At 63.0% G+C, this 21,441-nt stretch carries 24 protein-coding genes; 11 read left to right on the forward strand and 13 right to left on the reverse strand.

Annotation, left to right across the window (positions count from 1 at the left end):
* Positions 1 to 13: 13 nt before the first annotated feature.
* Positions 14 to 748 (reverse strand): amidotransferase, encoded by a 735-nt coding sequence (locus LMH93_RS20055; RefSeq protein WP_003252828.1) that lies wholly within the window; start codon positions 746 to 748, stop codon positions 14 to 16.
* A gap of 526 nt (positions 749 to 1,274) precedes the next feature.
* On the opposite strand from LMH93_RS20055, the gene LMH93_RS20060 reads away from it, so the two are divergent.
* A complete protein-coding gene (locus LMH93_RS20060) occupies positions 1,275 to 2,075 on the forward strand; it encodes a cytochrome c (protein WP_230064492.1) in 801 nt (266 codons plus the stop codon).
* 235 nt (positions 2,076 to 2,310) lie between these two features.
* Here LMH93_RS20060 and LMH93_RS20065 read toward each other — a convergent pair whose 3' ends face one another.
* From LMH93_RS20065 to LMH93_RS20080, 4 genes are all read right to left on the reverse strand, one after another.
* Positions 2,311 to 2,643: a ribonuclease E inhibitor RraB gene (locus LMH93_RS20065; RefSeq protein WP_003252824.1), complete on the reverse strand. Its 333-nt coding sequence runs from the start codon at positions 2,641 to 2,643 to the stop codon at positions 2,311 to 2,313.
* A 174-nt stretch (positions 2,644 to 2,817) separates the two neighbouring features.
* On the reverse strand, positions 2,818 to 3,054 hold the full coding sequence (locus LMH93_RS20070; RefSeq protein ID WP_003252823.1) for a hypothetical protein: 237 nt from the start codon (positions 3,052 to 3,054) through the stop codon (positions 2,818 to 2,820).
* 204 nt (positions 3,055 to 3,258) lie between these two features.
* Positions 3,259 to 5,316 carry an LTA synthase family protein gene (locus LMH93_RS20075; RefSeq protein WP_054889470.1) on the reverse strand — a complete coding sequence of 686 codons (2,058 nt, stop codon included), beginning with the start codon at positions 5,314 to 5,316 and terminating at the stop codon, positions 3,259 to 3,261.
* Between the two features lie 139 nt (positions 5,317 to 5,455).
* Positions 5,456 to 5,647 (reverse strand): PLDc N-terminal domain-containing protein, encoded by a 192-nt coding sequence (locus LMH93_RS20080; RefSeq protein ID WP_003252818.1) that lies wholly within the window; start codon positions 5,645 to 5,647, stop codon positions 5,456 to 5,458.
* Between the two features lie 126 nt (positions 5,648 to 5,773).
* On the opposite strand from LMH93_RS20080, the gene LMH93_RS20085 reads away from it, so the two are divergent.
* The gene (locus LMH93_RS20085; RefSeq protein ID WP_003252816.1) at positions 5,774 to 6,712 is read left to right on the forward strand and encodes a ZIP family metal transporter; all 939 of its coding nucleotides are present in this window, start codon (positions 5,774 to 5,776) and stop codon (positions 6,710 to 6,712) included.
* A gap of 261 nt (positions 6,713 to 6,973) precedes the next feature.
* On the opposite strand, the gene LMH93_RS20090 is transcribed toward LMH93_RS20085, so the two are convergent.
* Both LMH93_RS20090 and LMH93_RS20095 read right to left on the reverse strand, forming a co-directional pair.
* Positions 6,974 to 7,504 carry a hypothetical protein gene (locus LMH93_RS20090; protein ID WP_004577082.1) on the reverse strand — a complete coding sequence of 177 codons (531 nt, stop codon included), beginning with the start codon at positions 7,502 to 7,504 and terminating at the stop codon, positions 6,974 to 6,976.
* Between the two features lie 60 nt (positions 7,505 to 7,564).
* Positions 7,565 to 8,089 carry an ankyrin repeat domain-containing protein gene (locus LMH93_RS20095; RefSeq protein WP_230064493.1) on the reverse strand — a complete coding sequence of 175 codons (525 nt, stop codon included), beginning with the start codon at positions 8,087 to 8,089 and terminating at the stop codon, positions 7,565 to 7,567.
* A gap of 266 nt (positions 8,090 to 8,355) precedes the next feature.
* Here LMH93_RS20095 and LMH93_RS20100 point away from each other — a divergent pair, with 266 nt between their 5' ends.
* Positions 8,356 to 8,628: a DUF3509 domain-containing protein gene (locus LMH93_RS20100; protein ID WP_021783091.1), complete on the forward strand. Its 273-nt coding sequence runs from the start codon at positions 8,356 to 8,358 to the stop codon at positions 8,626 to 8,628.
* 155 nt (positions 8,629 to 8,783) lie between these two features.
* Here LMH93_RS20100 and LMH93_RS20105 read toward each other — a convergent pair whose 3' ends face one another.
* The 3 genes from LMH93_RS20105 to aroC all read right to left on the reverse strand — a co-directional run bounded on the left by LMH93_RS20105 (position 8,784) and on the right by aroC (position 11,708).
* On the reverse strand, positions 8,784 to 9,320 hold the full coding sequence (locus tag LMH93_RS20105) for an oxidase (RefSeq protein ID WP_230064494.1): 537 nt from the start codon (positions 9,318 to 9,320) through the stop codon (positions 8,784 to 8,786).
* The gene (locus LMH93_RS20110; RefSeq protein WP_230064495.1) at positions 9,320 to 10,474 is read right to left on the reverse strand and encodes an MFS transporter; all 1,155 of its coding nucleotides are present in this window, start codon (positions 10,472 to 10,474) and stop codon (positions 9,320 to 9,322) included. The genes LMH93_RS20105 and LMH93_RS20110 overlap by 1 nt, the downstream gene beginning before the upstream one ends.
* Positions 10,475 to 10,616: 142 nt before the next feature.
* On the reverse strand, positions 10,617 to 11,708 hold the full coding sequence (gene aroC, locus LMH93_RS20115) for a chorismate synthase (protein ID WP_129933735.1): 1,092 nt from the start codon (positions 11,706 to 11,708) through the stop codon (positions 10,617 to 10,619).
* 236 nt (positions 11,709 to 11,944) lie between these two features.
* Between aroC and LMH93_RS20120 the strand changes: the two genes are divergently transcribed.
* Together LMH93_RS20120 and LMH93_RS20125 are read left to right on the forward strand one after the other, a co-directional pair.
* The gene (locus LMH93_RS20120) at positions 11,945 to 12,907 is read left to right on the forward strand and encodes an alpha/beta hydrolase (protein ID WP_053870500.1); all 963 of its coding nucleotides are present in this window, start codon (positions 11,945 to 11,947) and stop codon (positions 12,905 to 12,907) included.
* A gap of 65 nt (positions 12,908 to 12,972) precedes the next feature.
* Positions 12,973 to 13,755 carry a hypothetical protein gene (locus tag LMH93_RS20125; protein WP_230064496.1) on the forward strand — a complete coding sequence of 261 codons (783 nt, stop codon included), beginning with the start codon at positions 12,973 to 12,975 and terminating at the stop codon, positions 13,753 to 13,755.
* 229 nt (positions 13,756 to 13,984) lie between these two features.
* Here LMH93_RS20125 and prmB read toward each other — a convergent pair whose 3' ends face one another.
* Entirely contained in the window at positions 13,985 to 14,893 is a 909-nt protein-coding gene (prmB, locus tag LMH93_RS20130) for a 50S ribosomal protein L3 N(5)-glutamine methyltransferase (RefSeq protein WP_021783085.1), read from the reverse strand.
* Positions 14,894 to 15,074: 181 nt separating this feature from the next.
* On the opposite strand from prmB, the gene LMH93_RS20135 reads away from it, so the two are divergent.
* The 5 genes from LMH93_RS20135 to LMH93_RS20155 all read left to right on the forward strand — a co-directional run bounded on the left by LMH93_RS20135 (position 15,075) and on the right by LMH93_RS20155 (position 17,952).
* Positions 15,075 to 15,665 carry a cysteine hydrolase family protein gene (locus tag LMH93_RS20135; RefSeq protein WP_021783084.1) on the forward strand — a complete coding sequence of 197 codons (591 nt, stop codon included), beginning with the start codon at positions 15,075 to 15,077 and terminating at the stop codon, positions 15,663 to 15,665.
* 85 nt (positions 15,666 to 15,750) lie between these two features.
* Entirely contained in the window at positions 15,751 to 16,071 is a 321-nt protein-coding gene (locus tag LMH93_RS20140) for a hypothetical protein (protein ID WP_230064497.1), read from the forward strand.
* 273 nt (positions 16,072 to 16,344) lie between these two features.
* A complete protein-coding gene (locus LMH93_RS20145) occupies positions 16,345 to 16,905 on the forward strand; it encodes a Smr/MutS family protein (protein ID WP_010952859.1) in 561 nt (186 codons plus the stop codon).
* Positions 16,906 to 16,975: 70 nt separating this feature from the next.
* Entirely contained in the window at positions 16,976 to 17,521 is a 546-nt protein-coding gene (gene folE / locus LMH93_RS20150; protein WP_003252789.1) for a GTP cyclohydrolase I FolE, read from the forward strand.
* Between the two features lie 59 nt (positions 17,522 to 17,580).
* On the forward strand, positions 17,581 to 17,952 hold the full coding sequence (locus LMH93_RS20155; RefSeq protein ID WP_021783081.1) for a glutaredoxin: 372 nt from the start codon (positions 17,581 to 17,583) through the stop codon (positions 17,950 to 17,952).
* Positions 17,953 to 18,520: 568 nt separating this feature from the next.
* On the opposite strand, the gene LMH93_RS20165 is transcribed toward LMH93_RS20155, so the two are convergent.
* Complete coding sequence (locus LMH93_RS20165) at positions 18,521 to 19,123, reverse strand: glutathione S-transferase family protein (protein ID WP_021783080.1); 603 nt, start codon at positions 19,121 to 19,123, stop codon at positions 18,521 to 18,523.
* Positions 19,124 to 19,267: 144 nt separating this feature from the next.
* On the opposite strand from LMH93_RS20165, the gene LMH93_RS20170 reads away from it, so the two are divergent.
* The gene (locus LMH93_RS20170) at positions 19,268 to 20,458 is read left to right on the forward strand and encodes a benzoate/H(+) symporter BenE family transporter (protein WP_230064498.1); all 1,191 of its coding nucleotides are present in this window, start codon (positions 19,268 to 19,270) and stop codon (positions 20,456 to 20,458) included.
* Between the two features lie 96 nt (positions 20,459 to 20,554).
* On the opposite strand, the gene LMH93_RS29980 is transcribed toward LMH93_RS20170, so the two are convergent.
* The gene (locus LMH93_RS29980; protein WP_371264248.1) at positions 20,555 to 21,436 is read right to left on the reverse strand and encodes a methyl-accepting chemotaxis protein; all 882 of its coding nucleotides are present in this window, start codon (positions 21,434 to 21,436) and stop codon (positions 20,555 to 20,557) included.
* Positions 21,437 to 21,441: the final 5 nt, after the last annotated feature.

A 21,441-nucleotide genomic window follows, 5' to 3' on the forward strand; every position in this document is an offset into this window, starting at 1 on the left:
GGGTTGCCACCGCTTAAGCGGCGCTGTCGCTGGCCTTTGATGGCTGCTGGATGAACCGCAACATCCACTCCCCTACCAAATCACCCTGGTGCTCGGTGGCCAGGCTGGCAACGGCCTTGTGGTACACCTCGTCACCCAGGTATTCCTGGCGCGCATCGAGCAGTGCGCGGGAGTAGTCATGCACGAATTCCGGGTGGCCCTGGAAGCACAGCACCTGGTCGCGAATGTGGTACGCCGCATTCGGGCAGAAATCGCTGGAGGCGATCACCGTAGCGCCTTCCGGCAGTTCGGTCACCTGGTCCTGGTGACTGATCAGCAAGGTCAGCTCCGACACCTCCGGGTCCATCCAGGGCGCATGCGCCGCCAACGAGTAGCGATGAATACCCACGCCCCAGCCTTGCTCAGCCCGCTCGGCCTTGCCACCCAGGGTCAAGGCCAGCAACTGGTGGCCAAAACACACGCCCAGCAGCTTTTCACCGCGCTCGTACAACTTGAGCAGGTAGGCCTTTAGCGTCTGGATCCACGGGTCGGTACCGAACGAATCGGCCTTGCTGCCCGTCACAAGGTAGGCATCGAACTTTTCACTGTCGGCGGGATAGTCGCCGTGCATCACGTTGTACACACAAAATTCGGCGGCAATCGGCTGACGCGAGAAGAGCTGCTCGAACATCCTGCCGTAGCCCTGATATTGCGCCGTCAACTCCGGTCGCAGGACATCGGTTTCAAGGATGCAGATGCGTAACGACATAGGGGTAGTCCTGAACGACATGGGTGGGAATCTGCTGTAGAGACTGCCGCGAAAGGCACGTACAAGCAAGTAGGCTGCACTGACGAACGGTCACATTTCGTCGGCGCCTGCCGGGTACTTGCGCCACTGTCTAGATAGAGCGTGTCAGCTAGATAGCACTTAGCCTCATAGCCAGAGGAATGGTTTTAGTGCACGGTTAGAACAAAGGGTTCTCAAATATGGATAACGCACACCCTACTGTTGAAGGTATATCCACTTTCAAGCGGCAAGCAGTCCGGCGCCATTCAACGCCGCTGTGATCGACCCGAAGCGCGACAAGGAAGCCAACGGGTATTCAGGAATAACAACAAGAAGGCGGTCCGCCATGTTCAGACAATCGAAAATTCGCCAAGCTGGGCTCATTTTATTTGCCACCACGTTGCTGTTGATCTTGCCGAACCTGACACGTTTGTTTGGCTGACTGCGGCGGTGGCGCCAACGGGCAACGCACAGGTAACCTGCTGGCCTTGATGGTCGGAGATCGCCTATGCGCCACTGCCTTGCCCTGCTAGCGTTGCTCCTGAGCCTGCCATTGTCGGCGGCGCAACTGCACCTTGAACTGGGCGCGACACCGCGCCAGTGGAGCAGCGCCGAACTGCTTGGCCACCCTGAGGCCCAGGACATCAGCATCGAACAGGACGTATCCTACAAACGCCCCATGCACTATCGGGCGGTGCCACTGGTCATGCTGCTGAAAGGCGTGACTGCCAGCGATCACCTGCAGGCCGTGGCGCTGGATGGTTTTGCCGCCGAAATGCCCGCTGCGCCCTTGCTGCAGCAAGGGCCGGCACGGGCCTGGCTGGCCGTGGAAGACCCCGACACGCCGTGGCCGTCACTGGGTCCAGGCAAGCCAAGTGCCGGGCCGTTCTACCTGGTGTGGACTGCGCCGCAGGCCAGCGGCATCCGCCCTGAACAGTGGCCATTCCAGATCGCCACCCTTCGCAAGCTGGCCCCGGTGGACCAGCGGTTTCCTGCGCTGCTACCCGACCCGAAGCTGCCGGCCGACAGCCCGGTGCGCCAGGGCTTTGCCCTGTTCCAGCAGAATTGCCTGGTGTGCCACCGGTTGAACGGTGCGGGGGATGGGCAGGTGGGGCCGGACTTGAATGTGCCGTATAACCCGACCGAGTATTTTCAGCCGGTTTATTTACGCAAGTTGATACGCGACCCGCAAAGCCTGCGGCGGTGGCCGCAGGCGAAGATGCCGGGGTTTGCCGAAAGTGTGTTGAGTGAACAGGAACTGGATGCGCTGCTGGCCTATTTGGGGCACATGGCAGCGCGTAAGCCTTGAGGGCCTCTTCGCGGGTAAACCCGCGCCTACACGGTGGTGGAGGGTGGACACAGGCCGTCGTAGGCGCGGGTTCACCCGCGAAAGGGCCGGTCCTGCTGGCCAATATCACCGGCCGTTCATCGTTGCCGCCGCCACCGTATTCGCGGGTGAACCCGCTCCTACAACGGCAGGGAGTGTCCACCCTCCATCAATGTGTAGGCGCGGGTTAACCCGCGAACGGGCCAACACAAAACTGTCAGGCCGTGAGCCGTTCGTGCTTGACGCCCCACCCTTCCACCTCACCCCCATACGGTGTCACCAACTGCTCGAAGGCCTCTTCAAAGTCGCCAATCCCGCCATGGGTGGCGTACATGACCTTGCTCAGTTCCAGGTGCCAGGCACCGTCGCCCAGCTCCTTCACCTGGGCATTGAGCGATTCCCCGCGAAACTGCCCGGCTGCACGACGGGCCCCTGCTTCGTCCGGGAATACGGCATAGAACTCGATGGGGTGGATCTGGGTGAAGTCGAAACCGCCTGCTTTCATCTGGCGCAGGACGTTGCTGCTGATATCGTCGTTCTGGCTGCTCATGAATCGTCCTCCTGAATAAAGCAATGGATAGACTTTCCGTGCACTACGCACCTGCCGGCAAAGGCCGTGCAGTTCGAGCTGATGCAAGACGCGAATTGTAGCGGCGCCAACCCGCAGAACAGGCAGGCCCTTCTCCAGCGTAGTGCCTGCCAAGGCACCACGCAAACGTGTGGTTCAGGGGACTTCGTGAATGCTGGTGATGGTCACACCGCTATGCTCTTTGAGCCAGCGTGCGGTCGGGGAGATGATACGGTCCTGGAAGTCGTTGAGGTCCAGCTCGTCCATCACCGGAAACAGGTGTGAGCGGATGGCCCGCGCAACGTCTTCCTCGCTGGGGCAATGCTCGGCATGCAACAGCAATGTGGACGGTTCGCCCTTCTGGTCGGCAAAAATGACTTCCCACTCTTTCATTGAACGGACCCTCTCAGTCAACGAACACCAGGTGTGTGATGCCTGAATAACTGACCTTGGGGCGGGGATAATGTTCAGTCCGGGAAATTGTGCGGGGCCCATTTGCAGGCTTGCCCGCGCCAACAGGGCCAGCACAAGGTTCGAACCCTGTGCAAGCCTGTGGGCGCGGGCAAGCCCGTGAATGGGCCGCAACGCGGCCCTGGTTTACTTCGGTGTGCCGTGCACCACGCCAGCGGTGTTATCCAGCAGGCTCTTGGTCGCCGTCTGGATATACGCTTCCAGCTTCTTGAGCATTTCCGCCTGGTCCGGGCTTTCGATCAGTTCGGCCTTGAACTCGCTGCCCAACTGGTAGCGGTACATCCGCGGGCTCATGTCCTTGGACTCGATCAGGATACGGTCACCCTGCACCAACCCGACAATCTGCTCGCTGCCCGACGGTTTGATCATGCCCACGCCCTGGTCACCCTCGGGCAGATTGAGCAGGTCGCGCCCCCAGCACTGGTGGCGAGCCTTGCCACCCAGGCGGCCCATGATGGTCGGCACGATGTCGACCTGGGTACCCACAGTGTGGTTCACCGCACCGAACTTCTCCTGAATGCCCGGGGCAATCAGCAGCAGCGGCACGTTGAAGCGGCCCAGGTCCAGCTCGGTAACCTGCTGGTTGTTGCCAAAGCCATGGTCACCGACGATGACGAACAGGGTGTCCTTGAAGTAAGGCTCCTTACGCGCCTTCTCGAAGAACTGGCCCAGCGCCCAGTCCGAATAACGCATGGCGGTCAGGTGCTCGTCCAGACGGCCCTGGCCGGTCACTTTCTCTACCGGCAAGTCCTTCGGCAGGGCGTACGGCGTGTGGTTGGACAGCGTCTGCAGCAGCGCGTAGATCGGCTTCTTGCCATCATGCTTGGCCAGCTCTTCGTTGCCGCGGTCGAACATGTCCTGGTCGGACACACCCCAGGTCGGGTCGGAGAACACCGGGTTGACGAAGTCATTACGGCCGATGAAGGTGGTCATCCCCTGGTTGCCGAAGAACCCGGACTGGTTGTCCCAGGCAAAGTCGCCGTTGTAGACGTACACGTCGTCGTAGTCACGGGCGCTGAGCAGCGCCGGCAGGCCCGACAGCTTATGGCCGCCTTCCGGGGTCTGCATCAGGTATTCGAAACCTGGCAGGTTGGGGAAGCAGGCCATGGTGGCGAACATGCCCTGGTGGGTATGGGTGCCGTTGGAGAAGAAGCGGTCGAACAGCAGGCCTTCTTTGGCCAGCTTGTCGAAGTACGGGGTGATGTTGTTGGGGCTGCCAAGCGCGCCTACCGAGTGGCCGGCGAAGCTTTCCATCAGGATCACCACCACGTTCTTGATCGGCAGGGTACGGTCAGCCGGCGGCACAAAGTCGCGGCGGATAGCGGCTTCGTCGGCGTCGACCAGCGTGTCGTGGGCGGTCAGCAGTTGCTCACGCACACTTTGCGTGGCCACGTCCTGCTCCAGGACTGGCTTCCAGATGTTGGCACGGTCCTCGCCAAAACGGCTCTTGGCAGCGTCGATCAGGGTCAGGGTGCCGTTCAGGCCCAGCTGGTTGACGAAGTTGGAGTCCGTGGTGAAGGCATCACCCCAGCGCATCGGCGGGCCCTGGCGCAGGGTGCCACGGGCAGCGACCACGGCCACCAGCAAGATCACCATGAATACCGCCAGGCGCTTGTACCACGGGGCAACGCGGTACAGGCCTTCGGCACGGGTGGCGCGATCGATACCTTTGAACAGCAGGCTCAGCAGCCAGGTCCCGAAGGCCCAGGCCAGCAGGTAGCGGACCACCGGGAAACCGTACCAGAGCATGCTCATGACGGTTTTCGGGTCTTCCTTGATGTATTGGAAAACCAGGCCGTTGAGGCGCTGGTGGAACTCGCGGTAGAAGTCCATTTCCATCAGGCCGAGGAACATCACCACGCTCGAAGCGAGGGTCAGCCAGAAACGGAACACGCCACGCCGGGCCATGGCCCAGGGACTGAGGATGGCCAGCAGCAGCGGAATACTGATGTAAACCACCACCCGCAGGTCGAAGCGCAAGCCGTTGAGGAAGCCTTCGGCGACCGTCGAATAAGGGGTATCGCCGACCATGTCGTTGTTGTAGGCCAGCAGCGCCAGGCGCACGAGGCTGAGCATCAGCATGATCACCAGGCCACTGAGCAGCGTGTAGGCCAGGTGGGATTTCAAGGTCGGCGAAAATGACGTTCGCGCGCCCTGTTGCTTCAAGGCGTCCGTGTTAGCCATGAATGGGAAGGTCCTAGGATTGCGGTTTGCGAAGAGGCGATGGCGCTAGGCCAACGCAGCATTATGCGGGTGCGGATTCTGTTTAAACCAATGTGAAAATTTTGTCACGGCCCTATTACTGGCTATGTCAGTAACGCGCCTAGAGCCGCACATTCCCCCGCGGCCCGGCAATCGCCCAGATCACCAGCCCCACCACCGGCAGCAAGGCGATCAACAAGATCCACAACACCTTGATGCCCACCTCGCTGCCACTCTTGATCACGTTGAGAATGGCCCAGATATCCAGCGCCAGAATGATCAGCCCGACCAGGCTGTTGAAGGTAGATCCCATGTCTGAATTCCTGTCCAGAGGCTTTGCTGCACAGCATAGTCAGCTATCGCAGCAATAGAAGGGAATCCTTGGCGGATGTCGCAGGTCCCTCGGTAGACTGACTGCATTCACTGATTCGAGGTTCGCATGCCACCCACCCACAGCCAAAGCGCCGCCCCCTCTTCACTGCTGCAGGCCTGGCGCCAGCAGGTTACCGATACCCCCTGGCTCAGCGCCGGCCTGGGGCTGAGCCTGCTGGCGGTGTGCGTGCTGCTGGCCGCCAGCCTCTGGAACGCGGTGAACGGCGACCATGCCGACAACCTGCACCTGGCCATGCTGGGCGGGTTGTCCGGCTTTGGGGCCACCGCACTGGGCGCCGTGCTGGCAGTGGTGCTGCGCGATGTCAACGCGCGCACCCAGGACGTGATGCTGGGCTTTGCTGCCGGCATGATGCTGGCCGCCAGCTCGTTTTCGCTGATTTTGCCGGGCCTGGAGGCTGCCCGAGAGATCACGGGCAACGGCCCGGCCGCTGCGTTTACCGTGGTGCTGGGCATGGGCCTGGGTGTGCTGCTGATGCTGGGCCTGGACCGCTTCACCCCGCATGAACACGAAAGCACCGGCCCGTGCGGCCCCGAAGCCGAGCGCATCAGCCGGGTGTGGCTGTTTGTGCTGGCGATTACCCTGCACAACCTGCCTGAAGGCATGGCGATTGGCGTGAGCTTTGCCAATGGCGACATGAACATCGGCCTGCCACTGACCAGTGCCATCGCCATTCAGGACATCCCCGAGGGGCTGGCCGTGGCGCTGGCCTTGCGCGCCACGGGGCTTTCCAACCTGAAGGCCGCGTTGGTGGCGATAGGGTCGGGCCTGATGGAGCCGCTAGGGGCGGTGATCGGGCTGGGGATTTCTACAGGCTTTGCCCTCGCCTACCCGATCAGCATGGGGCTGGCGGCGGGGGCGATGATCTTTGTGGTCAGCCACGAGGTGATCCCCGAAACCCACCGCAACGGGCACCAGACAGCGGCGACCCTGGGGTTGATGGGTGGGTTTGCGGTGATGATGTTTCTCGACACTGCGCTGGGCTGAAGATTGATATTTCGTGAGCCGGCCTCTTCGCGGGCTCGCCCGCTCCCACAGGGATATCACAGGGCCTGATGCGGTGGAGTATCTGTGGGAGCGGCCTTGTGTCGCGAAAGGGCCGCGAAGCGGCCCCGGCATTATTTGCATCGACGCTGAAATCCCGGGGCTGCTGTGCAGCCCTTTCGCGACACAAGGCCACACACACGGCTCGCGCCAGCTTTCAGAAATTGAGCAAGACAGTTGCACCCACAAGGCCTGTGCCAGGCTTTAGATGTGTACGGCGACCTTCAGTGCTTCCAGCGCCGGCTCGACCTTGATGCCCAGCGCTGCCCCCAGTTCCATTACCCGCGCCAGGTCCTGCTGCCCCACCATGACCATCTGCAGTTCATCATCGAGCAACTGGCTGAAGTTGAGCAGCACATAACCCCCGGCCTCCTTGTTCAGCGCGCCCATCTGCACCTGGATACGGTTGAGCGCGGTCAGTGGCTCGGTACGGGCCAGTTGCTTGGGCTTGAGGGTAAACGGCACGCTGTTGTCGAACGAGTCGCTGATCTGCTGGAACAGCGCCTGGTAGCTGTCGGCCTGGAACACCACGGTATCCGGCAGGCTGCCCAGCACCACCCATTCGCCCAAAGGCATCGGGAAAGTGTCGTCGTAGTTGATGTCGGGGTTGGCGGCCAGGAAGGCGACAGGGTCGGCGTAGGCCTGGGCGGCCTCGTCGGCGATACGCTCGATATCTGCCTCACGCATGCAGCCGGCGCCAATGAGGCTGATGAATTCGAGCAACTGAGTTTTCATGAAAGGGGGCCTGCGACGGGTGAAAAGTCGCCAAGGATAGCCGCAAATGCCCCCTGGCGGTTAGCCGGCCAGCGTTTGCAGGCGCGCGGCGGTGTCTGCTGCACCCATGGTTTGCGCCGCCATCAGGGCGGTGATGCCGCGGGCATCCTGGTGCGCCGGGTTGGCCCCTTGTGCCAGCAGGTAGTCGAGGATTTCGCTGCGGTTGAACATGGCCGCCAACATCAGCGCGGTGCGACCGTCCTGCGCGGCAGCGTCCACCGGCACGCCATGCTCCACCAGCAGGCGAATCATCGCAAGGTCCCCTTTGAATGCGGCACCGGCAATCGGCAGCTGGCCATTGTCGTTGGCAATCAGCGGGTCGGCACCTTGCGCCAGCAGCACGCGCACCGCCTCGTGGTGACCGTGGTAGCTGGCCAGCATCAGCAAAGTATCGCCCTTGTGGTTACGCAGGTTGGCCGGAAGGCCACTGGCAAGCAGGCGCTCGAGCATTTCGGCATCGCCCTGGCGGGCACGTTCGAACACCTGCTCGGCGAACGCAGCGGTTTCGTCATCGGTCATGGTAGCGGGTGCGGTCTGGCTGGACATAGGGAACCTCCTGGCATAATTGATGGCCCAAGTGTTCGTCAGGCATGCCAGGGCGGTCAAAGGTTCAGATTCTATAGGGCTGATAGGCACGTACTGACCCGTGCAAAATGCACTGTGCAAAATGCACGACCATGCAGCTTGCACGATACCGTTTCTGAAAATTCTCCGTAACAGCCTGTATTTACTGGGTTTTTCGCCAAACAGGATTCTGGCACGGTCACTGCAACCATCAACTCATGTCTGCCACACACCAGCCAGGAGTTGATATGGACCTCATCCAGCAAAAGTTCGCCTCGGTATTTTCGGCCTATCAGGTAAATACCCAAGCCCGGCCCGATGGCGGTGTACTGCTTACCCTGCGCGCAGCGGATGGCAAGGTTACCCGCCGGGTGCTGACTTATGGGCAATTGCACAGTGCCGAACAGCTGTCCTGGGCGATCAGTGCCATCCGTCGTGACCTGGCTGAAGAAGCAAGCGAATTGCCGGTCATCTCGATGCTGCAGAGCCAGCAGCGGTTTGCCTTGCCGACTTACCGCTGAGGGGTGTATTGCCTGAACCGGCCTCTTCGCGGGTGAACCCGCTCCTACATTGACTGTGCGATGCCTAAGGGCGGCGCAACATTGACTGCGCGATGCCTAAGGGCGGCGCAACCGCTGTAGGAGCGGGTTCACCCGCGAAGAGGCCGGCAATGCCATTACAACTCGTCGATCCCCAGAAACGCTCGCGCCGTTACATCCCCGGTAAACCGCGCCTGCATGCCCTGCTCGCTGCCGTACAAGCGAAACGCCAGGCAAAACGGTGCATCCCCCAGCTCAACCCAGCGCCGCGTCCCGGCCGGCACCAGCAGCTGGTCACCTTTTTCGCACAGCACCGAATACACCCAGTCGCCCAACCGCAGGCCAATCTGCGCCCGCCCGCTGACCACGGCGAACAGCTCGTCGACCTCATGCACATGTTCATCACGCACATCGACCTGTGCCGGATCTTCACCGTCACGGTTGAGCAGCGTGAAAGCCTTGCTGCCATGCGCCGTCATCAACTCATCCAGGTACTCGCGGCAAACATCCAGCACCTCGTCCTGGGCGGTGCCCGGGCGCACCCGCAGGCCAGGTTCGGCATGCACGAAGCGCACGCCCTGTTCAGCCAAGGTGGCAGCGATATCGTCGTGGTGAGTCAGCACCTTGTTCGGCAGTGCCGGGCTGGCGGGGTGGAAAACGCTGAGAATGCTCATCAGGGGCGGGTCCTGGTCGGTTGCGAACAAAGGGCAATGATAACGGCTGCGGCCAAGGCTGCGGCACTGGCCATACCAAAGGTGAAGGTGGGGCCCAGCAGCTTCCAGCTGTAGCCTGAGTACAGCGCCCCCAGCGCACCGCCGGTACCCGACAGCGCTGCGTAAAGCGCCTGGCCCTGGCCCTGCTGGCGGGCGCCGAAGCTGGCCTGGACGAACGCGATACTGGCAGCATGGAAGCAGCCAAAGGTGGCCGCGTGCAGCAACTGGGCGAAGATCAGTACTGCTGGCTCCTGGGCCAGGTTGCCCAGCAGCAGCCAGCGCAATGCCGCCAGCAGGAAGCTGACCAACAGTACACGCTGTACGCTGAAACGGGCGAACAGGCGGCTCATGACCATGAACATCAGCACCTCGGCCACCACCCCAAGCGCCCAGAGCAGACCGATGGCACCGCGCGTGTAGCCCAAGTGCTCCAGGTGCAGGGTAAGGAAGGTGTAGTAAGGCCCGTGGCTGAGCTGCATCAGTGCCACGCACGCGTAGAACGCGATCACCCCCGGGGCACGCAACTGCTGCAGGAAGCCCCCCGTGCCGCTGCGCCCGCCCTGCTCCACCGGCTGGGCATTGGGCACCCACAGGCTGGCGGCAACGATACCGGCCATGATCGTGACCAGCGCCACCGGGTAGATGTCCAGGCTCAACCATTCGAACAAGCGGCCCAGGCCGACCACGGTGAGGATGAAACCGATCGAACCCCACAGACGTACCTGGCTGTAGCGCGACGTTTGCCCGTGCAGGTGGGCCAGGGTGATGACCTCGAACTGCGGCAGCACCGCATGCCAGAAGAACGCGTGCAGGGCCATTACCAGCGCCAGCCAGGCGTAGCTTTTGCCGAAGAAGATCAGGGCGAAGGTGGCCAGGGTGCACAGCGCGCCAAGGCGTACGATCAACAGGCGCTGGCCTGTGCGGTCGCCCAGCCAGCCCCACAGGTTAGGGGCGACGCAGCGCATCAGCATGGGGATGGCCACCAGCTCGCCGATGCGTGCCGGGGAGAAGCCCAGGTGGTCGAAGTACAGCGCCAGGAAGGGGGCGGTGGAGCCAAGCAGGGCGAAGTAGAACAGGTAGAAGCTGGACAGGCGCCAGTAGGGGACGGGTTGCATGGGATGGCCTTGTGGGGACCTGGGCCGGCCTCTTCGCGGGTGAACCCGCTCCTACGCGGATTCCACCCTGTCACTGCACCTGAGGGCAGTGATATCCCAATGTAGGAGCGGGTTTACCCGCGAAGAGGCCGGTGCAGGTGGATCAGCGCTGGCCCAGCACCGGGGTATTCACTTGCACATCGGCATTCTGCGCACGGTGGCGCAGCAGGTGGTCCATCAACGCGATGGCCATCATCGCCTCGGCAATCGGTGTGGCGCGGATGCCCACGCACGGGTCGTGGCGGCCTTTGGTGATGACGTCCACCGGGTTGCCATCGACATCAATCGAGCGGCCCGGGGTGGTGATGCTGGAAGTGGGCTTCAGTGCCAGGTGGGCAACGATCGGCTGGCCCGAGGAAATACCTCCCAGAATGCCGCCTGCATTGTTGCTGAGGAAGCCGTCCGGGGTCAGTTCGTCCCGATGCTCGGTGCCGCGCTGGGCCACACTGGCGAAGCCGGCGCCGATCTCCACGCCCTTGACCGCGTTGATGCTCATCAGCGCATGGGCCAGCTCTGCATCCAGGCGGTCGAAAATCGGCTCGCCCAGGCCGGGCATCACGCCTTCCGCAACCACGGTGATCTTGGCGCCCACCGAGTCCTGGTCGCGGCGCAGCTGGTCCATGTAGGCCTCCAGCTCAGGTACTTTGTCCGGGTCGGGGCTGAAGAAGGCGTTCTGCTCCACCGACTCCCAGGTCTTGAACGGGATTTCGATCGGGCCCAGCTGGCTCATGTAGCCACGCACGGTGATGCCCTGGGTGGCCAGGAACTTCTTGGCGATAGCACCGGCGGCTACGCGCATGGCGGTTTCACGGGCCGAGCTGCGGCCGCCGCCGCGGTAGTCGCGGATACCGTACTTGTGGTGGTAGGTGTAGTCGGCGTGGGCCGGGCGGAACAGGTCCTTGATGGCCGAGTAGTCCTTGGACTTCTGGTCGGTGTTGCGGATCAGCAGGCCGATCGAGCAGCCGGTGGTGCGGCCTTCGAACACGCCGGAAAGGATTTCTACCTCGTCGGCTTCCTGGCGCTGGGTGGTGTGCCGGCTGGTGCCGGGCTTGCGCCGGTCAAGGTCGTGCTGCAGGTCGGCGAGGGAAATTTCCAGGCCCGGTGGGCATCCATCGACAATGGCGACCAACGCCGGGCCATGGCTCTCGCCAGCGGTGGTGACAGTGAACAGCTTGCCGTATGTATTGCCGGACATGGACGCTCCGCGAGTTCTGCCTGAAATGGACGAAAGCAGCAGTATACAGATGGTTGGGCGGCCTGTGCTGGCCTCTTCGCGGGTAAACCCGCTCCTACGCGGTCACCACCAGATTCCAATGGTGTGCAGCCCCCGTAGGAGCGGGTTCACCCGCGAAGAGGCCGAACCTGCCATGCACACCCGAGAACCTTCCCGCAAACAGTGGGTCAAACCCACATCTCCCCAAGTAGTACCGCATGATGTCGCGCCTCGTCGCCTTGCTCTTCCTGCTGTGCACCGGCCTGGCCCAGGCCGCCGCCCCCACTGTGCTGCAACGCCCGATCGACCTGGACACCGGTCAGGGCGTGCTGCATGGCAGCCTGCTGCTGCCGCAACAGGCCACCCCGCCGCCCGTGGTGCTGATCATCGCCGGCTCCGGCCCCACCGACCGCGACGGCAACAACCCGGCCTCCGGCAAGGTCGACAACCTCAAGCGCCTGGCCCTGCTGCTGGCCAACGAGCACATTGCCAGCGTGCGTTACGACAAACGCGGGGTGGCCGCCAGCCAGCCGGCCACGCCTGACGAGCGTGACCTCAGCGTGGAGCGCTATGTGGCCGATGTGGTCGCCTGGAGCCGCAAGCTCAAAGCCGACCCGCGCTTCGGCCCGCTGATCCTGATTGGCCACAGCGAAGGCGCGCTGATTGCCAGCCTGGCCGCCGAGCAGGCAGGGGCCAGCGCGGTCATCACCCTGGCCGGCAGCGGCCGGCCGCTGGCCGAGGTACTGCGCGAACAACTGGCCAAGCGCCTTCCGCCGGCGCAACTGGCCGGTGGCAGTGCCCTGCTCGACCGCCTGCAGGCCGGGCAGACCAGCCTGGATGTGCCAGCGCCGCTGCGCCAGGTGTTTCGTCCCAGCGTGCAGCCGTACCTGATTTCGCTGTTCCAGCAAAACCCGGCAGCCGCCTTTGCCCGCCTGCCCATGCCGGCGCTGATCGTGCAGGGGCGCAATGACGTGCAGGTGGACGTGGCCGACGCCCAACGGCTGAAAGCGGCCAAGCCAGATGCGCAACTGGTCCTGATCGATGGCATGAACCACATGCTGCGCATCAGTCCCAAGGGCATGAGCCAGCAGCGCGACAGCTACCTCAACCCCGAGCTACCGCTGGCGCGCGAGCTGGGTGAGCGAATTGTGACATTCATCCAGCATTTGCCTGCGGCGTAAGTCAAACAGGCTCAGGTCTCGGGCATGCCTGCCGATACAGCAGGCATAGCTGAGGACAACCCCTGATGACCACCTCCCCCACCGCCGTCGAGCCGGCCGAAGAACCCCGTGAAATCCCCGCCCTGCCCTGGGCCGAGCTGACCGTCGAGCATTTCCAGCTGCTACGCCTGGCAGCACTGCCGACCGACCGCAGCACCGGCGCGCGGCCGCTGCGCTTTGTGCAGTTCGGCTATGCCGAGCGCCATGACAAGGCACACAGCCTGCTGCGCATGGAAATCCAATTGCCCGGCCAGAAGGTGCACAAAGAGCAGAACCGCCTGGACATCCGCGTCGACCATGCCGAGCGCCTGGTACGCATTGGCAATGAACATGGCCTGCAAGTGGAACCCGTGAACCGCGGCATCGGCCGCTTCATGCTGGCCCAGGCCGCCCAGTGGCTGCAGCGCAAGTGGTCGCACTACCGGGTGGAAGGCATGGCGCTGCCGAGCAAGGATGCCCTGAACGAGGACTCGCGCCTGCGCCGTGACCACTGCTTGCGCGGGGTGGGTATCGAGGTGGAGTACGAGGACAGCCAGCAGCTGAAAGGCCGTACCGCGGATATGACGGTGGGCCAGCTCAAGGCCGCCTGGAGCAGCGAGCGCCTGCAGCGGGTGGAGATTCTGGATGCCGCCAGCCTCCTGCAGCAGGCCGACCAGCAACTGCAGGAAAAGGACGGGCAACTGCGCGAGCGGGATGAGCGGGTGGCCAAATATCAGCGTGAAGACGGCGGATTGCGTTTCACCATTACCTGCCTGGTGGCGTTTGCCGTATTCCAGGCAGGGCTGTTGATCTGGATTGCAACCCGCTAAGACCGCATCAGCCGGTGGAGATCGGGGCCGCTTCGCGGCCCATCGCGACACAAGGCCGCTTGTGTCTTGCTCAATTTCTAAAAGTTGGCGCGATCCGTGTAGGAGCGGGCTTGCCCGCGAACACGGGCGAAGCCCGTGCCATCCACCGCGGTGTCTTCTTCGCGGGTAAACCCGCTCCCACACGGATAACGCTTGTGTCGCGATGCGCTGCACAGCAGCCGCAAATAGCCTAAACGCGGGCCTTGAACAATTCCTGATGCTGGCGGCACTGCTCGGCAGTGAGCATGAACACCCCGTGCCCGCCACGCTCGAACTCCAGCCAGGCAAAGTCCACCTCGGGGTACAACGCCTCGACATGCACCTGGCTGTTGCCCACTTCGACAATCAGCAAACCCTTCTCGGTCAGGTGGTCAGCCGCTTCGGCCAGCATCCGCCGTACCAGGTCCAGGCCGTCGCTGCCGCAGGCCAGGCCCAGCTCGGGCTCATGGTGGTACTCGGCCGGCATGTCGTCGAAGTCTTCAGCATCGACATACGGCGGGTTGGACAGGATCAGGTCGAAACGCTGCCCCGGCAAACCGCCAAAGCCATCGCCCTGCACGGTGTACACGCGCCCGTCCAGGCCATGGCGTTCGATGTTCTGGTTGGCCACTTCAAGGGCCTGGAACGACAGGTCGGCCAACACCACCTCGGCCTCGGGGAACACGTCGGCAGCGACGATGCCGATGCAGCCCGACCCCGTGCACAGGTCCAGAATGCGCGCCGGGTCGCTGGCCAGCCACGGCTCGAAACGTTTTTCGATCAGCTCGCCAATGGGCGAACGCGGCACCAGCACCCGCTCGTCGACGATGAACGACATGCCGCAGAACCACGCCTCGCCCAGCAGGTAGGCGGCCGGTACACGCTCTTCGATACGGCGCTTGAGCAGGTGCTGAAGGCGTACCCGCTCGTCGTCCTCGAGCATGCAGTCCAGGTAGCTGTCGGCCACCTCCCATGGCAGGTGCACGGCACCGAGCACCAGCATGCGGGCCTCGTCCCAGGCATTATCGGCACCGTGACCGAAGAACAGATCATGCTCGTGGAAGCGGCTGACCGCCCAGCGGATGTAGTCGCGCAGCGTGCGCAGACGGGATGTGATCACGGGGTACTCCTATTTTCAGACCGGACAAAAGTCTAACAGCCCCACCCGCACATTTGTTCCTTTGCCTTGCCCAAAGGCTAGCCACAAGCCAGTAACCATGCCGCCTGCGTTGTCAACCATTCCCATTGGCGCCAAGGCAGGGGAGAATAGGTATACAAAAGCCCTATCCAAGGAGCCCTTGATGTCCGTTCCAACCACGATGTTCCGCCTCACTGGCCGCGACTATCCGCCGGCCAAGCTGAGCCACGCCAGCCTGATCATCATCGATGCACAAAAGGAGTACCTCAGTGGTCCCCTGAAGCTGTCGGGCATGGACGAGGCCGTGGCCAACATCGCCAGGTTGCTCGACGCCGCCCGTAAAAGCGGCCGTCCGATCATCCATGTTCGCCACCTGGGCACTGTCGGGGGCCGCTTCGACCCCCAGGGGCCGGCTGGCGAGTTCATTCCGGGGCTGGAGCCGCTGGAAGGTGAAATCGTCATCGAAAAGCGCATGCCCAACGCGTTCAAGAACACCAAGCTGCATGAAACATTGCAGGAGCTGGGCCACCTTGACCTGATCGTCTGTGGTTTCATGAGCCATTCCAGCGTCAGCACCACCGTTCGCCGCGCCAAGGACTATGGTTATCGGTGCACCCTGGTAGAAGACGCGTCGGCCACCCGCGACCTGGCATTCAAGGACGGCGTCATTCCGGCCGCACAGATTCACCAGTGCGAAATGGCCGTGATGGCTGACAACTTCGCTTGCGTGGCACCCACCGCCAGCCTGATCTGAGCGGCTTGCAGGACCGCCCGGCAGCCGGGCGGAACCCGATGGGCAGCAGCAGGTCGAATTCCGGATATCCACCGAGGAGAGCGGAATGAAGCTTAAAGGCAGTTTCGACGCCAAGCGCCTGCGCCCGCGCGAACCGCGTAACTGGGGCGCCCGCCTGGCGGCCGGCCTGTCGGCCCTGCTGGCGACGCTGGGCGTATTGCTGGCCATGGCCGGCGTCGCCGGCCTGCTGGGCAACTACCCTGCCCTGCAGGAATTGAATGCCAATAAACCGTTGTCCGGCACCCTGACCGTGGCCGGCCTGCTGTTGCTATGGCTGGGCGTGCGCTTCTGGCGGCGCAGCCGTATCCGCTTGCGCCGCGGGCGGGAGCTGAACCTGTCGCCGCACCTGATGAAGAAGCACGATTGAGATGCTGCTTACGCGGTCCTTGTAGGCGCGGGTTTACCCGCGAAGAATACACCGCGGTGGATGGCACGGGCTTCGCCCGTGTTCGCGGGCAAGCCCGCTCCCACACGGATCGCGCCAGCTTTTAGAAATTGAGCAAGGCAGTTGCCCCCCCCGATCGCACCGGCCTCACGCCCTACGCAATCCATGCTAGGAGCGGTTCACCCGCGAAGAGGCCCGCACAAGCTGCACACGGCCCCACAGTCGCGTAAACTACGCCGCCTACGTGGAGGCATCATGCAAGACGACGATTTTTCCCTGTTCAAGGCCGAAGTGCGCGGCGTAAAACCGATCCGCCACGATCGTGCCGAAGTCGGCAAGCCCAAGGCCGACCGCCAAAAGCTGGCCGGCCTGCGCCAGGCGGCAACCGTGCGCAGTGACAAGGCTTTGGTCATCGATGGCATGTCCGACCAGTTCGTCATCGACGTCGGCGCCGAAGACGAACTGATGTGGCGCCGCGATGGCGTGCAGGAAGGCCAGCTGCGCAAGCTGAAGCTGGGGCAGATCCCGTTCGAGGGCAGCCTCGACCTGCACGGCATGACGGTGGAAAAGGCCCGCGAAACCTTGTGGGACTTCATCGCCGAAGCCACCAAACTGGAGGTGCGCTGCGTACGGGTGACCCACGGCAAGGCCGCGCGCCTGGACGGCAAGCGCCCGATGATCAAAAGCCACGTCAACACCTGGCTGCGCCAGCACCCGCAAGTGCTCGGTTTTGCCTCGTGCAGTGCCCGCCACGGCGGCACTGGCGCTGTGTATGTGATGCTGAAGCGAACCATGCTCGAAGGGCGCGACGAGTAACGCCGCGCTTGCAGCGCCGCCCTCACCGCCGTACCCTTCGTTTTTGCGATTTTTTCCCACAGGTAGATCCATGTCCCTGGAACAGAACTACACCGAGATCCTCAGCCAGATTGGCGAGGACGTCTCCCGTGAGGGCCTGCTCGACACGCCCAAGCGGGCTGCAAAGGCGATGAAGTACCTTTGCCGCGGTTATGAGCAAACACTGGAAGAAGTCACCAACAACGCTTTGTTCAGCTCTGACAACAGCGAAATGGTGCTGGTCCGGGACATCGAGCTGTATTCGATGTGCGAACACCACATGCTGCCGTTCATTGGCAAGGCACACGTTGCCTACCTGCCAAAAGGCAAGGTACTGGGCCTGTCGAAGGTGGCACGTATCGTCGACATGTACGCCCGCCGCCTGCAAATCCAGGAAAACCTCAGCCGCCAGATCGCCGAAGCCGTGCAGCAGGTAACCGGTGCCGCAGGCGTGGCCGTGGTGGTCGAAGCCAAGCACATGTGCATGATGATGCGCGGTGTCGAGAAGCAGAATTCGACCATGATCACCTCGGTGATGCTGGGTGAGTTCCGCGATAACGCCGCCACCCGCAGCGAGTTCCTCAGCCTGATCAAGTGATTGGTTGCTGGCCCCAAGCCGACCCTTCAGGGTCGGCTTTTGCATTTCAGGAGTTGTCCATGATCGTCAAAGCCCTGCGGGTTGGCCTCGGCCAGCTCATCGTGTTCGGTGACTGGATCAGCCGCCCGGCCAAGCGCAAGCGCGACGCCGCCGCCCAGGCCCGCATCGAGCAAGCAGCCAAGGGGCTGGCGCTGTACCAGTTCCACGCCTGCCCATTCTGCGTCAAGACCCGCCGCACCCTGCACCGGTTGAACGTGCCGGTGGCGCTGCGCGATGCCAAGAACGATCCGCTGCACCGCCAGGCCCTGCAAGAAGGTGGCGGCCGGGTGAAAGTGCCATGCCTGCGCATTGAAGAAGCCGGCAAGGTGACCTGGATGTATGAGTCCAAGGCCATCATTGCTTACCTGGATGAGCGGTTTGCCGCCATCTGACTGACGCAGCAGATCCCTGTGGGAGCGGGCGAGCCCGCGAAGCAGACACCGCGGTGGTTGGCACGGGCTACGCCCGTGTTCGCGGGCACGCCCGCTCCCACAACGATTGCGCAAGCGCCTGGAAAACAGGTCGGTTTTCAACCCACCATCGGCACATGCCGTGGGTGGCTGCTGACCCGCTCAAGCCAGGCCCTTACCGCCGGAATAAGCGGTTTGCTGCCATCTGACTGACGCTGCAGATCCCTTGTGGGAGCGGGCGAGCCCGCGAAGCAGGCACCGCGGTGGTTGGCACGGGCTACGCCCGTGTTCGCGGGCACGCCCGCTCCCACAAGCCTGGAAAACAGGTCGGTTTTCAACTCACCATCGGCACATGCCGCGGGTGGCTGCTGACCCGCTCAAGCCAGGCCCTTACCGCCGGAATAAGCGGTTTGCCGCCATCTGACTGACGCTGCAGATCCCTCTGTGGGAGCGGGCGAGCCCGCGAAGCAGGCACCGCGGTGGTTGGCACGGGCTACGCCCGTGTTCGCGGGCACGCCCGCTCCCACAAGCCTGGAAAACAGGTCGGTTTTCAACCCACCATCGGCACATGCCGAGGGTGGCTGCTGACCCGCTCCAGCCAGGCCCTTACCGCCGGGTACTCTGCCAGGTCGAACCCGCCCTGCTGCGCCACATGGGTGTAGGCATACAACGCCACATCGGCAATCGAGTACTGCTCACCCACCAGGTAAGGCGTCATCTGCAACTGTCGCTCCATCACCCTCAACGCCTTGTAGCCGCCCTTGTGCAACTTGCGGTACTCGTCCAGGCGCTCGTCCGGCAGCCCCAGGTAGAACTGGATGAACCGCGCCACGGCAATGTACGGCTCATGGCTGTACTGCTCGAAAAACTGCCACTGCAGCACCTGGGTACGCAGGCGCGGCTCGCTGGGCAGGAACTCGCTGCCATCGGCCAGGTAGTTGAGAATGGCGTTGGACTCCCACAGGTAGCTACCGTCTTCCAGTTCCAGTACCGGCACCTTGCCGTTGGGATTCATCGCCAGAAACTCGGGCGTTTCGGTCTCACCCTTGAGAATGTCCACCGGGTGCCATTCATACGGCCGGCCCAGCAGGCTCAACATCAGTTTGACCTTGTAACAGTTACCCGACTGGTAGTCGCCATAGACCTTGTACATCGACCCTCCCTGCAAAGCAGTTTCGCAATTGCGCCCAATATTTGGCGACTGTACGGCTAAAAGCAATGGCCGCTGTATGGCAAGGATCAACCTTGCTCGCTGTAGTCTGAAAAAACTGCTTACACCTTTACAAGGATTTTGTTCATGACCGATGCCACTTCCGCACGCCTGCGGCCCCTGGCAGACACCTCCCCGTCGGCGGTGGTCGCCGGCTTCATTGCCATGCTTACCGGTTATACCAGTTCACTGGTGCTGATGTTTCAGGCCGGCCAGGCGGCCGGGCTGACCACCGCGCAGATTTCGTCATGGATCTGGGCGCTGTCGATCGGCATGGCGGTGTGCAGCATCGGCCTGTCGCTACGCTACCGCACGCCGATCACCATCGCCTGGTCCACCCCCGGCGCGGCACTGCTGATCACCAGCCTGGGTGGGGTCAGCTATGGCGAGGCCATTGGTGCCTACATTACCTGTGCCTTGCTGGTGCTGGTGTGTGGCCTGACCGGCAGCTTCGAGCGCCTGGTCAAGCGTATTCCGGCCTCGCTGGCCTCGGCGCTGCTGGCGGGCATCCTGTTCAAGATCGGCAGCGAAATCTTCGTGGCCGCGCAGCACCGCACATTGCTGGTACTGGGCATGTTCTTCAGCTACCTGCTGGTCAAACGCCTGTCGCCGCGCTATTGCGTGCTGGCCGCGCTGTTGGTGGGCACGGCATTGTCCGGCGCGTTGGGCCTTCTGGACTTCAGCGGCTTCCACCTTGAAGTGGCCAAGCCGGTGTGGACCACGCCAAGCTTTTCGCTGGCGGCAACCATCAGCATCGGCATTCCGCTGTTCGTGGTGGCCATGACCTCACAGAACATGCCCGGCGTGGCCGTACTGCGTGCCGACGGCTACCAGGTACCGGCCTCGCCGCTGATCTCGGCCACCGGCTTTGCCTCGCTGGTGCTGGCGCCGTTCGGCTCGCATGGGGTCAACCTGGCGGCGATCAGCGCGGCGATCTGCACCGGGCCGCATGCCCATGAAGACCCGAACAAACGCTACACCGCGGCGGTGTGGTGCGGGATTTTCTACGGCATTGCCGGGGTGTTCGGGGCCACCTTGGCGGCACTGTTCGCGGCATTGCCGAAAGAACTGGTGCTGTCGATTGCAGCACTGGCGCTGTTTGGCTCGATCATGAACGGTTTGACCGTGGCCATGAGCGAAGCGCGCGAGCGAGAGGCAGCGGTGATCACCTTCATGGTGACCGCTTCGGGGCTGACCTTGTTCTCGATTGGTTCGGCGTTCTGGGGGATTGTGGCGGGGGTGTTGGCCCTGGTGATTCTTAACCCGCGCAGGGGGTGAGGGTAGTTGTTGCCTGTGCCGGCCTATTCGCGGGTAAACCCGCTCCTACAACGGGAAATCACAAAACCCGCGAATGGGCCGCCACAGGCAACGAGATTACAACCTGAAATGCCCCACCATGCCCTTCAAATCGGTGCCCAGCTGCGCCAGCTCGACACTGGACCGGGCATTGTCCTGCATCGCCAATGCCGCCTGGTCCGCACTGCCGCGAATCTGCGTGACACTGCGGCTGATCTCTTCCGCCACCGAACTCTGCTGCTCGGCGGCTGCGGCAATCTGCTGGTTCATCTGCTGAATCAATGACACCGCTGCGGCAATGCTGCCCAGCGCACTTTCGGTCTGCAGTGCATCGGCCACGGCCAGCCGTACCAACTCGGTGCTGCCACGGATCTGCGCCACCGACTGCTGGGCATTGCCGCGCAGGCTGGCCACCAAGGTTTCGATCTGCTCGGTGGATTGCCGGGTACGCCGCGCCAGCGCGCGCACTTCATCGGCCACCACGGCAAAGCCACGCCCCTGCTCGCCGGCGCGGGCAGCCTCGATGGCGGCATTGAGAGCCAGCAGGTTGGTTTGCTCGGCCACGCTCTTGATCACTTCCAGCACGTCGCCAATGGTGTGGATTTCGGCACTGAGGCTGTCGATGCCGGCGCTGGCGGCTTCTGCTGCCGACGCCAGTTGCTCGATGCGCTGCATGCTCTGGCGCACCACCTGCTGACCGGTGTCGACCTTCTCGTCCGCCGCCTGGGCCGCCTGCGCCGCCTCCTCGGCATTGCGCGCCACATCGTGCACGGTGGCAGTCATCTGCTGCATGGCGGTAGCCACCTGTTCGGTTTCCTCTTTCTGGCTACCCACCTCGCGGTTGGTCTGCTCGGTCACCGTCGACAACGCCTGGGCACTGCCGGCCAACTGTTCGATGCCCTGCTGCAAGCCGCTGACAATGCCCGAGAGGCCCGCCGCCATCTGCTGCATGGCCTGCATCAGTT

It is taken from the genome of Pseudomonas sp. CIP-10, assembly GCF_020911845.1.
GTDB classification, from domain to species: Bacteria; Pseudomonadota; Gammaproteobacteria; order Pseudomonadales; family Pseudomonadaceae; genus Aquipseudomonas; species Aquipseudomonas alloputida.